Origin of the sequence: Antrihabitans stalactiti, from assembly GCF_012932915.1 — a bacterium.
In the GTDB taxonomy this organism is placed as follows: domain Bacteria; phylum Actinomycetota; class Actinomycetes; order Mycobacteriales; family Mycobacteriaceae; genus Antrihabitans; species Antrihabitans stalactiti.
The window spans coordinates 858,266-873,388 of sequence record NZ_VCQU01000001.1; the positions used below are offsets into that span (position 1 = coordinate 858,266).

Annotated in this window: 5 protein-coding genes; all 5 read right to left on the minus strand. The window is 64.5% G+C overall.

Features of this window, described 5'->3' with window-relative positions; genetic code table 11:
• Positions 1-9: 9 nt before the first annotated feature.
• The 5 genes from FGL95_RS04195 to FGL95_RS04215 all read right to left on the minus strand — a co-directional run bounded on the left by FGL95_RS04195 (position 10) and on the right by FGL95_RS04215 (position 15,113).
• Positions 10-888: an ABC transporter permease gene (locus tag FGL95_RS04195; RefSeq protein ID WP_169584904.1), complete on the minus strand. Its 879-nt coding sequence runs from the start codon at positions 886-888 to the stop codon at positions 10-12.
• Positions 888-1,706 carry an ABC transporter permease gene (locus FGL95_RS04200; RefSeq protein ID WP_169584905.1) on the minus strand — a complete coding sequence of 273 codons (819 nt, stop codon included), beginning with the start codon at positions 1,704-1,706 and terminating at the stop codon, positions 888-890. The genes FGL95_RS04195 and FGL95_RS04200 overlap by 1 nt, the downstream gene beginning before the upstream one ends.
• Entirely contained in the window at positions 1,703-2,704 is a 1,002-nt protein-coding gene (locus tag FGL95_RS04205) for an ATP-binding cassette domain-containing protein (protein ID WP_169584906.1), read from the minus strand. Before FGL95_RS04205 ends, FGL95_RS04200 begins: the two co-directional genes overlap by 4 nt.
• A complete protein-coding gene (locus FGL95_RS04210) occupies positions 2,704-14,454 on the minus strand; it encodes an amino acid adenylation domain-containing protein (RefSeq protein WP_169584907.1) in 11,751 nt (3,916 codons plus the stop codon). Before FGL95_RS04210 ends, FGL95_RS04205 begins: the two co-directional genes overlap by 1 nt.
• Before the next feature lie 227 nt (positions 14,455-14,681).
• Positions 14,682-15,113 carry an AMP-binding protein gene (locus FGL95_RS04215; RefSeq protein ID WP_169584908.1) on the minus strand — a complete coding sequence of 144 codons (432 nt, stop codon included), beginning with the start codon at positions 15,111-15,113 and terminating at the stop codon, positions 14,682-14,684.
• Positions 15,114-15,123: the final 10 nt, after the last annotated feature.

Below are 15,123 nucleotides of genomic sequence, written 5' to 3' on the forward strand. Positions count from 1 at the left end.
GGTTAGCGGCTAGCGACGGCTCGCTCGGCTGAAGCCGATGACCGCGGGGATGCCGAACACCACGACCGCACCGAGGGACCAGAGCAACGTGCCGATCAACGGACCTTGCAACGGACCACCCAGCGACAGTGCACGCATGGTGTCGATCGCGCAGGTCAGGGGCTGGTGTTGCACGAGCGGTTTTATCCATTCCGGGAACGCGGGAAGCAGCACGAACCCGGTGCTGAAGAACATCAGCAGCGAACTCAGCAGCGAAACACCTTCGACCAAGGTTGCTTTCGCACTGAACACCGCGATCGAGGTGACGAGGGTGGCGAAGCCCAGACCGAAGATCAGCGTCACACCGATGAACAACAGCGCGGCGGGAAGGCCCTGCTCGAACCGGAAACCGAGCACATACCCGACGATGACGATCACGATGGTACCGATCGTGATTCGGACCAGTTCGGCCAGAATTCGCGACACCAAACCGGATGCGCGGTGCACAGGCAGCACCCAGAACCTGGCCAACAAGCCTGCCGCACCTTCACGACCGAGCGTGATCGCACCCGCCGTAGAGCCGGCCATGATGCCAGCCAGGGCCGTCATCGGAACCGTGCCGTACAGCGCGCAATGCTCGGTTTTGCCTTCGCACAGTTTGAACAGGTTGGCGAAGGTCTGAATCTGGTTGCCGAGCACCATGTTCAGGATGATCAGCAGCAGCGCAGGAAAGACCAGGGACTGAATGACCGTGAGTGGGTCGCGCAACCAACGCAACAGCAGCCGCTGGACCTGAATCAGCGTCTGCGGGAAGAACTGCAGCAGCGAGTTCTCTTTCTTGGTGCGATCGATCCGTTTACCGGGCGCCCGCTCGACCGCGGTGGCGCCGTTTTTCGTAGCAGACGTCATCAGGCCCTCCGGGAATTCGCACGGATGGAGATCGGGACGAACACGACGATCATGCCGATCGCCCAGGCGAGCGGCGGACCCATCAACCCCCAGGTCACGCCTTCGCCGAGCGTCGGATCGCCACCCAGCCCGCGCAGCGCGTAGGAGAACTGCGACACCGGCTGATTGCGCACGAAACCTTGCAGATAGCTCGGGAAGATGCTGACCGGCGCGAAGCCTGAGGACAACAGGCCGAGGATCAGCTGCGGCAGGGTCAGGATCTGCGTGGTGGCTTCCGGACTCGACGACAGCGAACCGAGCACGTCACCACCGAGAGCCAGCGCGGCGCCGACCAGCAACGCGAAAGCGAGGAAGCCGACTGTGTATTCGATGCGGTCGGTGAATCTGAAGCCGATCACGTACCCGCAGATGATCGCCGCGATGACCGACACGATGCACCGGAACATGTTCGACGCCATGCGTGCCGCGAGCGGGATTGCGGCGCCGATCGGCATCGCGCCGAATCTGCGGTTGATCCCCTCGACGGCATCGGTCGACGCCCGAAACGCTGCAGTGATGCCGGTGAACGACAACGACTGCAGCATGATCAGCGGCATCAGGAACTGGGCGTAGGAGATCGAGTCCCCGAGTTGCAGGTCCATGACTTTCTGCAGCGGGATGAAGAAGCCGACGGTGAAGACCAGTGGGGCGAGGATCGCCGTCAACACCTCGCCCGACCGCAACGAGGGTGCGATCAACCGCAGCGTGAGCACCCACCACTGCTGGAACGACGACAGTTCAGGCCGGGTCGTCGCCTTGGCCTTGACCTGCGTCGTCACTGCTTCGCCGCCAAGCTTTTGGCGTCCGCGGAGTCGTCGGCCACCTCGGCAACGTGACCGGTGAGCGAGAGAAAAACGTCGTCGAGCGAGGGCCGCCGAAGTGCGATGTCGACCAGGTCGATGTTCGCGTCGTCCAGCCTGCGCAACGCTTCGGCGAGCGTCTTCGCACCGTCCGGGGCAGGTACGGCGAGCCGGTCGGACTCCGGTGTGATGGCGCTCCGATAGTCCTCGGGCAACAGCGATCCGAGGGCGGCAACGATCGACGGGATGTCTTTCAGGTTGAGCGGCACCACCTCGCAGTAGCTGCCGCCGGTGCGCGACTTCAGTTCGTCCGCGGTGCCCTCGGCGATCACCGTTCCGTGGTCGATCACGATGATCTTGTCGCTCAGCGCGTCGGCCTCTTCGAGGTACTGCGTCGTCAGCAACGTCGTGATGCCCAGGTTCTTGAAGCCGGCGACGAGATCCCAGACGCTCTGCCTGCTTCGTGGGTCCAGACCGGTCGTCGGCTCGTCGAGGAACACGACATCGGGTTGGACGACGAGCCCGCACGCGATGTCGATACGACGACGCATACCGCCGGAGTACGTCGAGACGCGTCGGCCTGCAGCGGCTTCGAGGTCGAACTCGGTGAGCAACTCCTTGGACCGCGCCTTCGCCTCGCCTTTGCTCAACCCCATCAACCGCCCGAACATGACGAGGTTTTCGGCACCGGTGAGCATGTCGTCGAGCGCGGCGTACTGCCCGGTCAGCATGATCGACCGGCGGACCGCGGACGCGTCCTTCACGACGTCGTGCCCGGCAACGACCGCGCGGCCCTTGTCCGGCTGGATCAACGTCGTGAGGATGTTGACGGTCGTGGTCTTACCCGCGCCGTTGGGTCCGAGGACGCCGAGCACTTGGCCGCGTTCGACCTCGAACGTGACACCCCGCAGCGCCTTCACCTTCCCGAAGGACTTTTCGATCCCTTCGACGATGACGGCTTGATCGGATTCTGACATCAGGACTCCACTCGTGGGGCGAGGTATTCATTGACTACGCGTGCGATTTCGGGAAGAACTGCGGGAGAGGTCATTCTGTCGTGGTTGGACTCGACGAAGTAATTCGTGATTTCACCCGAAACGACGCCCCGCCACGACTCCACTGCCGAATTCAGGTCGTCGTTCTCGAGCGTGGGTGTGAAGAACACCATGTCGCCGTCGTAGGTCGGCGCATCGTATCCGGCAAGCATCCACTGAGATCCGTTGTAGCAGTGGGTCAGTCGATCGATGAGCACTGCATCCACAAACGAAGCACCTGGAAGCTTTTCGCGAAGAGCCGCTGCTGCCTCTTCTGCGGTGAGGTCCTCACGCTCGGCTTCGAAGCCGAAGATCGGCGCGTACTCGTAGACGAGCTGGCCCGGCGTGATCTGCGGACCAGGATCGGCGGACCGCTTGTCCAGGCCCGCATCGAGGTTCGCGAGCAGGTTGACCTCCTCGCCCTCCTCGCGCAGCTTCGCGGCGATCGCCTGGGCGATGAATCCGCCGAGCGACCACCCGAGCACGTTGTACGGACCGTTCGGCTGGACGGCGCGCATTTCGGTGACGTAGCGGTCGGCGTACGCGTAGAGCGTGCGTAACGGGTCGCCACCGGTGAGTTCGGGAGCCTGCAGACCGTAGATCGGCCGTCCTTGATCGATCAGTTCGGCGAATCCGGCGTAGCACCAGGCCAATCCGGACGCTGGGTGAACGCAGAACAACGGCTCCCCGTCGCCGGTCGCCCTGATCGGCAGGATCACACCGAGGAATGCCTCGGCAGGATCGTCACTGGTCACGCCCGCTCTGGCGTTCGCTTCGGCAGCCTCGGCCAAGCCCTCGACCGTGCGGCGCTCGAACACGTCGGCCGCGGAGATGACGAGACCGCGCTCCTTCGCCTTTGAGACGAGCCCGATCGTCATGATGCTGTCGCCGCCGAGGTCGAAGAACGAATCGTCGGCGCCGACTTGCGCCGCGCCGAGCAATTCCGCGAACACCTCGGCGAAGGCGATCTCGTTCTCTGTCGTCGGAGCCCGGAACTCGCGCGCCTCGAACACGGGCGCAGGCAACGCCTTTCGGTCCAGCTTGCCGACCGCGTTGATCGGAATCGCGTCCAGCGCCACGATCGAACTCGGCACCATGTAGTTGGGCAGCGTCGCGCCGACCCGCTCTTTCAGGTCGGCAATGTCGAGTGTGACACCTTCTGCCGGAACGACATACGACGCAAGAACCGTGGCCCCTGTCGGGCCTGGCACACCCATTGTCGTCGCGAACTCGATGTCGTCCTCGCGCATGAGGGCGGCGTCGATCTCCCCGAGCTCGATTCGCAAACCGCGCACCTTGACCTGGAAGTCACTGCGCCCCACGTAATCCAACTTCAGATCGTGGGTCCATCGGACGACGTCGCCGGTGCGATACATCCGCTGGCCGGGATCGTAGGGATGGGCGATGAAACGGCTCGCGGTCAGGTCCGGGCGGTTGTGATAGCCGCGCGCCAGCGACGAACCGGCGATGTAGAGCTCGCCTGCCACGCCTATCGGGACCGGACGCAACCGTGCGTCGAGCACCAACGACGTCGAGCCGTGCACCGGACCACCGATCGTGATCGGCTCGCCTGGGACCAGTGGGTTGATGCCGGTGGCAACGATCGTGAATTCGGTTGGTCCGTAGAGGTTCACCATCGTGCGTCCCGGCGCCCACCGCGACACGAGGTCCGCATTGACGGCTTCGCCACCGACCGCCAGGACGTCGAGACCGTCGACCTCCGTCGGGTCGAGTGTGGTCAACGCAGAGGGCGTGATCAGTGCATGCGACACCTTCTCGCGCGTCATCAACCGCGCCAAATCGGAGCCGCCGAACACATCAGCAGGCGACACGATGAGCGCCGCGCCGGAACCGTAGGCCATCAGCACCTCGAACACCGATGCATCGAAGCTCGGCGACGCAACGGCGAGGACGCGTGACGACGAGTCGATGCCCATCCAATCCTGCACCATCGCAACGACGTTCATCAGCCCGCTGTTTGTGACGACAACGCCCTTCGGCAGTCCCGTCGAGCCTGAGGTGTAGATCAGGTACGCGGCGCTGTCGAGATGGATCGGGCTGGTCCGGTCTGCGTCGGTAATCGGTGCCGACGAAATCTTCTCGAGCCGGTCCGCCAGCGCGGGATCGTCCATGACGATCCAGGACGCGGTGTCGGGCAGATGATCTCGATCGGCGGCCATGGCGAGTCCGGCGGTTGCCCGGCTGTCGTTGAGCATGTGTTCGATCCGCTCGGGCGGATGATTCGGATCGACCGGAACGTAGGCGGCGCCGGTCTTGATGACAGCCCACACACCGAGAATGGACTCCATCGACCGTTTCAGCGCGAGCGCTACGACCGTCTCGGGACCTGCCCCCGCGTCGATCAGCAACCGCGCCAACTGATTCGAGAGTTCATCGAGTTCGCGGTAGGTCAGGCTGTCGCGAATCGAGTGCCGACCGGACAACTCGCCGTACGTCATCGCCGGCTTGTCGGCGTTGGCCGCCGCTACGGTGGCCAACATCTGCGCGAACGTGACCGGCTCCGGCGCGGCCGGACCGTGCACGGGAACGAGCGCTGCGAACTCGTCGTCGTCGAGAAGATCGACGGTACCCACGACGACGTTGCGGTCGGCACACAACGCATCGATGATCCGCGTGTACCAACCACCGAATCGGCGAGCCGTCTCCGACTCGAACAAGTCGGTGGCATAGGTGATCTCGCCCTCCAACCCCTCTGGAGCGTTGTCGGCACCGAACTTCTCCCGCAACGTCAACGACAGATCGAACTGCGACGAATCCCGTTGCAGGTCTTCGACGGTGACGGTCAATCCGCCGAGATCGATCACCGGCTCATCGAAGTTCTGCAGCGACAACGACACCTGAAAGATCGGATGATGCGCCGTCGACCGCGCCGGGTTCAGCGCCTGCACCAGCCGCTCGAACGGAACATCGGCGTTCGCGAACGCATCCAGGTCCGACGTACGGACCTGCTCGAGCAACTGCGCGAACGTCATATTCGGATCGACCTGTGCCCGCAACGCCAAGGTGTTGACGAACATCCCGACCACGTCGTCGAGGACCTGCTCACCTCGACCCGCGATCGGCGTTCCGATCGTCACGTCCGGCGAACCGGCGACACGTGACAGCAACACCGCAAGCGCGGCGTGGACAACCATGAACACGCTGACGTTCTCGGCCCGCGCGCGCTCCACGATGCGGGCATGTGTACCTGCGTCTATGGCGAACGGCAGGTCCACGCTGTGCCCCGACTGCACCGCGGGTCGCGGCTTGTCGATAGGCAACTCCAACTGATCGGGCAGATCAGCGAGCGTCGTCTTCCAGAAATTGATTTGCTTGGCCGACAACGACTCCGGGTCCGACTCCTCGCCGAGCACCTCCCGCTGCCACAGGGAGAAGTCCGCGTACTGGACCTCGAGCGGATCCCAGAACGGTTCCACTCCTGCGGCTCGCGCCGCGTAGGCGCTCACCAAGTCGCGCGCCAACGGCGTCATCGACGTGCCGTCTGCACTGATGTGATGCACGACCAAGACGACGACATGCAGCTGCGGACCCAACTGGAACAGTTTGGCCCGCAATGGCGTCTGGCGCGTCACGTCGAAACCGGCACCTGCGACCTCAGCGACGGCCGCCCGCAGCTCCTCACCGTCGGCAACGACCACCGGCGTCAGATCCGGTGCGGCAGCAGTGGCGTCGAGCACCTGCTGGGTCGGGCCCTGGGCATCGGCCGGATAGATGGTCCGCAGGCTCTCGTGCCGATCGATCACATCGGCGACGGCAGTCTGCAGCGCACGGATATCCACCGGTCCGGTCAGTCGCAAGGCCGCGGTGATGTTGTAGGTCGCCGACCGAGGATCGAGCTGGTTGAGGATCCACATTCGTTGCTGCGCAAACGACAACGGCACTCGAGCCGGGCGCGGACCTGCCACCAACGTGGTCCGCTCGGTCCCGCCACCATCGGCGATCCGCGACGCGAGCTGGGCAGTGGTCGGAGCGTCGAACAGATCACGCAGCGTCACAGACGATCCCAACGCGGCATTGATCCGTGCGATCACCCGGGTCGCGATCAAGGAGTTGCCACCGAGATCGAAGAACGAGGCATCGATGCTGACCCGCTCGACCTCGAGTACCTCCGCGATCACGTTCGCGACCGCACGTTCGACGTCGGTGCGCGGCGCGAGGTACTTTCGGCTTGTTACCGCAAAGTCCGGCACTGGCAGCGCTTTACGGTCCAGCTTGCCGACCGGTGTCAACGGAATATCGTCGAGCACGACGATGAAACCGGGGACCATGTAGCCCGGCAAAGATGCGGCGATCCGTTCCCGCAATCGTTCGGTGTCCAGCGTGATCCCCTGTGCGGGAAGCACATACGCCACCAGCACGGTCGAGCCTGCCGGACCTGCTCGACCGATCGTCGCCGCGTACTCGACCTCCTCGTCGCGGGCGAGCACCGCGTCGATTTCGCCGAGCTCGATCCGCAGACCGCGGATCTTCACCTGGAAGTCGCTGCGGCCCATGTATTCCAGCGTGAGCGGTCCGGCTTCAGCGGTGGCACCGGTCGCCTCGACCCAGCGAACCATGTCGCCGGTGCGATACATCCGCTCCCCCGGCGCGGTCGGATTGGCGATGAACCGGGTGGTCGTCATTTCCATCCGGTTGAAGTAGCCGCGCGACAGCGCCGGACCTGCCAGATACAGCTCGCCGGACACGCCGAGCGGCACCGGGCGCAGCCACGTGTCGAGGACCATCAGCGATGCGCCACGAATCGGGCCGCCGATCGTGATCGGCTCACCTGGCAGCAATTTGCCCGAAGCTGTTGCCCAGATACTGAATTCGGTCGGTCCGTAAAGGTTCAGCAACGTCCGCCCGACCGACCAGCGGTCGACCAGCTCAGGACCCGATGCCTCGCCGGCAACGGTCAACGTCTGCAGGGTGTCGAGATCGGCAGGGTCCATCGTCGCCAGTGCCGACGGCGTGATGACCGCGTGAGTGACACCCTCGGTGCGCAACAGGTTTTCGAGGTCGGGGCCGCCGTAGACATCGGGCGGTGCGATCACCACGCGACCGCCTGAGCCGTGCGCGCACAGCAGCTCGAACACCGACGCGTCGAAGCTCGGCGACGCCACCTGCAACATCCGCGACGTCGACGTGAGGTTCATCTGCTCGCGTTGCGCTTCGGTCAGGTTCGCCAGACCACGGTGGCTGAGCAGGACGGCCTTCGGCTTGCCGGTCGAACCCGAGGTGTAGATGAGGTACGCGGTCTGGTCGACATGGATGGGTGCACCACGTTCGGCGTCGGTGATCGGTGCGTCTGAAATGGTCATGACGCGACGGATGGTGTTGAGATCGTCGAGCAGCAACCAGTCGATGGAACCCGGCAGCTTCGCACCCAGAGTCGTTGTAGTGACGCCGATCGTCGCCTGCGAATCGGACACCATGTGCTCGATCCGCTCGGGCGGATGGTTCGGGTCCATCGGCGCGAACGCCGCACCGGTCTTCGCGACAGCCCAGATGCCGACCACCGACTCGACCGATCGCGTCAGCGCCAACGCAACGAACCGGTCCTGCTGTGCGCCGTGCCGCAGCAAAACGCGGGCGAGCCGGTTGGACCAGCCGTCGAGCTCACGGAACGTCAGCTCGGTGTCGCCCGAAATTGCCGCAACAGCATCGGGATCCACCTGCGCGGCGGCTGCGAGGATCTCTGGCAGCGTGATGACGTCCAGCTCGGGCAAGCCTACGACCGGGAACAACTGGGCGCGCTCGTCGGGATCACACGATTGCAGCGACGCAACCCGCGCGGTGGGGTTCTCCGCAACCTGGGTGAGCAGACGCACGAAACGGTGCAGCAATCCTTGTGCCGCATCGGTACTCAAATCGTCTGCGAAGTATTTGAAGACGAGCTTCAATTCGCCCGAATGCTCGGGAATCACCATGAGGTTCAACGGATACGGCGTCGCGTCGGTACCCTCGATGTCGACGATCCGCATCCCGGCGACATCCATCGTTGCCGCGAGCGCATCGGTATCGATCGGGTACGACTCGAAAACCGTGAGGGTGTCGAACAATTCGGGCAGCCCGACGGCCTGGTGGATGTCGGCCAACCCGATGTGCTGATGGTCCAGCATCGTCGCCTGGTTCGACTGAATCCGCACCAGTAACTCGGTCACCGTCTCGGCCGGGTTCAACTCCACTCGGACAGGGACCGTGTTGATGAACAACCCGACCATGTCCTCGACACCCGCCAACTGCGGCGGCCGACCCGAGACCGTCCCACCGAACACCACATCGGTCCGACCGGTCAGCAAGGCCAGCAGCAACGCCCACGCAGCCTGGACCGCTGTGTTGACCGTGACACCGGACTGGCGGCCGAGGTCGGCAAGCCTGGTCGCCGTTGCGGCGGGCAGTTCGAGCGAAACTTGGCCCGTCTCAGGGGTTTCGATGTCAGCCAGCGTCGGGACCGCACGCGTCGGCGTGTCGATTCCGGAAAGCGCCTCCGCCCACGCGGCTTTCGACGCTGCCAAATCCTGATCTTTCAGCCACGCCAAGAATTCCCGGTAGGACCGTGCCGGTGGCAGCACCGACATGTCACCCGAGGTGACATAGAGCGTCAACAGTTCTCGCACCAGCAGCGGTGTCGACCAGCCGTCGAGCGCAATGTGGTGGTTGGTCAGCAACAGCTTGAAGGTGTCTTCACCGGTTCGGATCAACGTGAACCGGAGCAACGGCGGCGCGGTGAGGTCGAAGCGTGTCGTCGCGTCGGCAGCGATGACCCGTTCCAGCTCCAGCGTGCGCTCGGCCTCGTCCTCGATCGTCGTGAGATCGACTTCGGCCCATGGCAGTTCGGCTTCGGGCAGCACGATCTGGCGTGGTCCGTCGACGGACTCGACGAAGGCCACGCGCAAGTTCTCGTGCCGGACGACCAAGCCCTGCCCGGCCTGCCGCAACCGCTGCGCATCGACCGCGCCCTGGAGCGTCAGCGTCGCCTGCACCGTGTAACCGTCGGCAGTGTCGGTGTCGTAGAGCGCGTGGAACAGCAACGCCATCTGCAGCGGCGAGAGCGGCCACACGTCGACCATCGTGGGGTACTTGGCTTCCCACAGATCGATCTGCGCCTGCGTCACGTCGACCAAATCGAAGTCGGACGGGGTCCGTCCACCCGCATTCTCCGTTTGGGCGTGATCGGCGAGTGCTGCCAGCGCCACACCCCACAACTCCGCGAGTTCGGTCACCTCGGCGGCGCTGATCACCTCGGACGCATAGGCCCACGTCACCGCGATTCGGGCGCCGTCGTCGGCATCTTCGGTGATCGCGTTGATGTCGATGACGGCCGGCAACGCCATGTCCGCACTCTGCGTCGACGCGAACTGCTTCGGAACGAACGGACCTTCCAGACCTCCAGTTCCGGTGCGGCCCAGGTAGTTGAAGCTGATCTGCGGTGTCGGACCCACCGCGAGCAACGGTCCGGCTTCCGGGTCGAGGTAGCGCAGCATTCCGTAGCCGACACCACGGTCCGGCACCGAGCGCAACTGCTCCTTGATCGCCTTGATCGACGCACCCGCTCCCGGACCGCCGGCAAACGCATCATCGAGATAGATGGCCGACAAGTCGAGCGCCATCGGATACACGCTGGTGAACCAGCCGACGGTGCGAGCGATGTCGGCGCCGGGAACGATGGCCTCTTCGCGGCCGTGCCCTTCGAGGGTGATCAGGGTCTTCGTCGTGTCGACGCCACGATCACGCCGCCACCGCATGACCGCCATGGCCAAGCCGGTCAGCAACGCATCGTCCGCGCCGCAATGGAACCGTTCGGGCACCGTCGTCAGCAGCACGCTCGCAACTTTCGACGGGATCGTCGTCTGCAGTTGCTTCATCGTCGAATGCACGTCGACCGTGGGATCCATTGCTCGTGCACCGAGCGCGGGGTCTTCTGTTTCCAGCATGCGTTGCCACGTAGGAAGTTCCGCGGCGCGTGCCGCGAGCAGCTCGCTGTCTCGTTGGCCGTGCGCCCACCGCCGGAACGACGTCGCGACCGGCTGCAACGACGGCTGCTGCCCGCTGATGAATTGAGTCCATGCAGTTGCCAAGTCCGGCAACAGGATTCGCCATGAGACACCATCGACGACCAAGTGGTGCAGCACCATCCAGAAGAAGCCGTCGGCGCCATCCCGATCGATCCAGACGAACCGTGCGACAGCACCCGAACCGGGATCGAGCAAGTCGGCCGCGCGCTGCAGTTCGCGATCGGCGACGACGTCGATGTCTTCGTCCGCGCCGGCTCGAACATGCTCGACCAGCGTGGTCGCGTCGATAGTGCGGACCGGTTCGACGACGATGTGCCAACCGGTGTCGGCGTCGTTGATCAACCGCGATCGCAGCATGTCGTGATGATCGAGCAGGGCCTGCACTGCCCCGGCGAGATTCACTTCGTCGACACCGGGCGGCAACGGCAGCAACACGGACTGGCTGAACCGGTCGAAGGACCCCGCCGTCTCGACCATCGCCGCGATGACCGGTGTGATCGGCACGTCGCCGACGCCACCGCCAGGCAACTCGACGAGTTGCTTCGCCGCGTCCACCTCGGTCGCGACCGCAGCCAGACCGGCAATCGTCTTGCGCTCGAACACATCCCGGGCCGAGAATGCTAGTCCGGCAGCCTTCGCACGCGCGACCAGCTGAATCGAGACGATGCTGTCGCCACCGAGGGCGAAGAAGCTCTCGTCGACCCCCACCGATTCCAACCCCAGCACGTCCGCGAACAACCGCTCCAACACCTCTTCCCGAGGGTTGGACGGGCCGCGGCCAGCCACGGTCCGGGAGCCGAAGTCGGGTGCAGGCAACGCTTTACGGTCGACCTTGCCGACCGGAGTCAGCGGAACCGTGTCCAGCACCATAATCGACGCCGGCACCATGTAGCCGGGCAGGAACTCGCCGACGTAGGCCTTCAATTGCTCCGGCACCAGGGAGACACCCGGCTTGCCGACGACGTAGGCAACCAACGCCGTTGCACCCGCTGGGGTTTTCGCGCCCACAGTGATCGCGAAGTCGACATCCTCGTGCGCCTGCAATGCCGCGTCGATCTCGCCCAACTCGATTCGATAACCGCGGACCTTGACCTGAAAGTCACTGCGACCCAGGAACTCCAACCACAGGCCGTCATCGCCACGGTTCCAGCGGACCAAGTCCCCGGACCGATACATCCGCGCACCAGGCGCACCGAACGGATTGGCCACGAACCGATCCGCCGTCTGCGCAAAACGATTGTGATACCCGCGAGCCAAACCCGGACCCGCCAAATACAACTCCCCGACCGCACCGATCGGCACCGGCCGCAACTGACCGTCCAGCACCAACCCCTCGTGACCACGAACGAGGCTGCCGATCGACACCCGACCACCCGGCACCATCGGACCCGTAAACGTCGCTGCCACAGTCGCTTCCGTCGGACCGTAGCTGTTGAGCAGCCGCTTACCCGTCCACTTCGTCACCAGCTCCGGCGGACACGCGTCACCGCCCACGACCACCGACACCAGGTCCGGCAACGACGCCGGGTCCAAGGTCGCCACCACCGACGGCGTCCCCTCCAGAGTGGAAACCCGATGGCTCGCCAACACCTGCGCCAATTCGTCGCCGCCGTACAGTCCCGGCGGTACGACAGCCAGCGTCGCACCTGCCGCGAACGTCATGAAGAGCTCTTCGATCGAGGTATCGAAGCTCGGCGATACCGCATGCGCCACAACCGACGCCGCGCTCACCTGCAGGGCTTCTGCGCCCGACACCACCATGTTCGCCAAGCCACGATGAGCGACGACCACGCCCTTCGGCAATCCCGTCGATCCCGAGGTGTAGATCATGTACGCCGCATCATCGAGCCGAACCGGCGCGAGCCGCTCGTCGTCGGTGATCGCGTCCGCGGACAACCCAGAGACATCGTCATCGAGGAGAACCCATTCGACGGTGTCCGGCAACGCATCCCGCGACGAAGCGACCGTCAACCCGACGACCGCGCCGCTGTCGGACACCATGTGCTCGATCCGGTCCGCCGGGTACGTCGGATCCACCGGCACGAACGCGGCGCCAGATTTCACCACTGCCCACGTCGCGACCACCGACTCCATCGACCGACCGATCGCCACCGCCACCGTCGAACCCGGACCTGCACCCAAGCCGATCAGCTTGCGACCCAACCGATTCGACAATTCGTCGAGCTCGCGATAGGTCAACGTTTCCGCATGCCACCGCACCGCAACATGATCCGGATCGACCGCGACGCCGCCGGCCAGCAGCTCGGGAAGCGTCTGCGGGCGTTGGCTTTCCGGGCCACGTACGGGCAGCAGCTCGCGTCGCTCTTCGTCGGTGAGTACCTGAACCCCTGCCTGCGGCGCAGCGCCACCGGCCGCCAGGAACCGATGCAGGTACGCGACGAACCTGGCGTGATGGTCGGCGAGTTCTGTAGCGCTGTAGAGATTCGCGTTGGCTTGGAAGTCGATGTGGGTGGACTCGCCACCCATGCCGGGATAGAGGTTCAAGAACAGGTCGTCGATCAAACCCGAAGTGAGAACGCGCAACCGGCCGGTGACCGAGCCGAACTTCAGATTGGTGTCGACCATCATCAGGTTCACCGACGGACCGAACGATGCGGCCTCGTCCAAGGCCCACCCGAGATCGCGGAAGATGTCTTCCTGGCGGTACCGCTGCCGGCGCAGCGCCCCCGTCAGCTCGGTCTGCGCCTTGAGGATCAACTCCCCCACAGTCGTCTGCTGGTCCAACCGGAGGCGCAGCGGGACGACGTTCGCGAGCATGCCGCCCGACCGACGCATCACTGCGGTCGTCCGCGCCGACACCGGGAGGCTCAACAGCACCTCGTCGACACCCGCCATCCGACCGAGGTACGCGCCGAACGCCGCAACGACGATCGGCGCGATGCTCGAGTTCTGTGCCTTCGCTACAGCATCCAGCAACTCGGCGGTGTCGGCAGGCAATGAACCCGTCACCAATCGGGGATGGCCGTTCACCTCAGCGGTGCGGCCCGCCAGACTCACCGCATCCGCCATCCCGGCCAAGTGCTCTCGCCAGTATTCACCGTCGGCCTTGAACCGATCCGACGACCGATACGCCACGTCGGCATCGACGATTTTGCGTAGATCCTCCGCCTTCGACGGCTCCGGCTCCCGGCCCTCGACCGCGGCGTTGTACAGATCCGAGATCCGGTTGATCAGCGTGACGGCGCCGAACCCGTCGAGCACGATGTGATGAATGCGCGAGTACCAGAAATAGCGAGAATCGGTGAGGCGAAGGAACGACATTCCGACGAGCCGGTCGCGCAGCAAATCGAGCGGTGCGTTGTACTCCGCCGCCATGAATGCGTGTGCTGCTGCCTCCGGGTCTGCCTCCGCACGCAGATCGACGGTTTCGACGTGATCGTCGAGGCTGGTGTCGATGATCTGGAACGGCAGATCATCGATCTCGATCAGCCGAAGGAAGCCGGTCCCGAACTCGCGCCCCGCCTGCTGGCAGCTCCGCTCGAGCAGATCGATGTCGAGATCGCCGTTCAATTCCACGTACTGCGCGATCGAAATAGGCGCGCTACCAGCGAAATGCTGAGCGAACCAGATGCCGCGCTGCGCCGCCGAAAGCGGAAACGCTCCGGCCGGAATGCCGGACTCGTCGCCGCCTAGCGGTGTGGATCCCGTGTGCATGAACTCCCTCACTCGAACAGTCAAGCAGTGTGTCGCAGGCCCCCGTCACGCGTGTCGGATTTGACCGATCCGACCCCGTCGGAGGTGTGGAATCGAGCGTATTCGGCTGCCCCCCGGTTGGGGGTCGATTCACCCTGTGCACACACGCAGGAACGCGGTGCGCCGACAAACGCTTGCCGACGCACCGCAAATATTACGACCGTTTTGGACGGACGTCCTGGTACCGCTCAGGCGCTCTTCGCACGCTCGATCTCGGTGACATCCGCGTCGGACACGGTCATGTACCGACGAACCGTGGACAGATCGTCGAGCAGTAGCCAATCGATCGCGTCGGAAAGGCCATCGCGATGCGACTTGGTCGTGATGCCGACGGTGATCGGCTGGGCCGCAAGTGGTTCGACACCATCACGCACCGACGCCGGATCGACCTGGGCGATCTTCGCGCCCGACTTCGAGACCGCGCTGCGAGCCACGACAAGTTCGACCGACGGCGACAGTACGACGGCGACCGCAGTGCCCTGACCGGCGCCGATGCTCATCAGGAGACGAGCGAGCCGGTTCGACCAACGGTCGAGCTCGGTGGGAATGCGAACGGCCGAAGTGTCCGAGAGCGACGACATGAACGAGGTGACTACTGACGGCTGGATTGTGGTGTTCATTTTCAGTTCC

Coding starts and splice junctions, on each gene's coding strand:
- FGL95_RS04195 (WP_169584904.1), bottom strand. CDS start 888: ATGACGTCTGCTACGAAAAACGGCGCCACCGCGGTCGAGCGGGCGCCC.
- FGL95_RS04205 (WP_169584906.1), bottom strand. CDS start 2,704: ATGTCAGAATCCGATCAAGCCGTCATCGTCGAAGGGATCGAAAAGTCC.
- FGL95_RS04210 (WP_169584907.1), bottom strand. CDS start 14,454: ATGCACACGGGATCCACACCGCTAGGCGGCGACGAGTCCGGCATTCCG.
- FGL95_RS04215 (WP_169584908.1), bottom strand. CDS start 15,113: ATGAACACCACAATCCAGCCGTCAGTAGTCACCTCGTTCATGTCGTCG.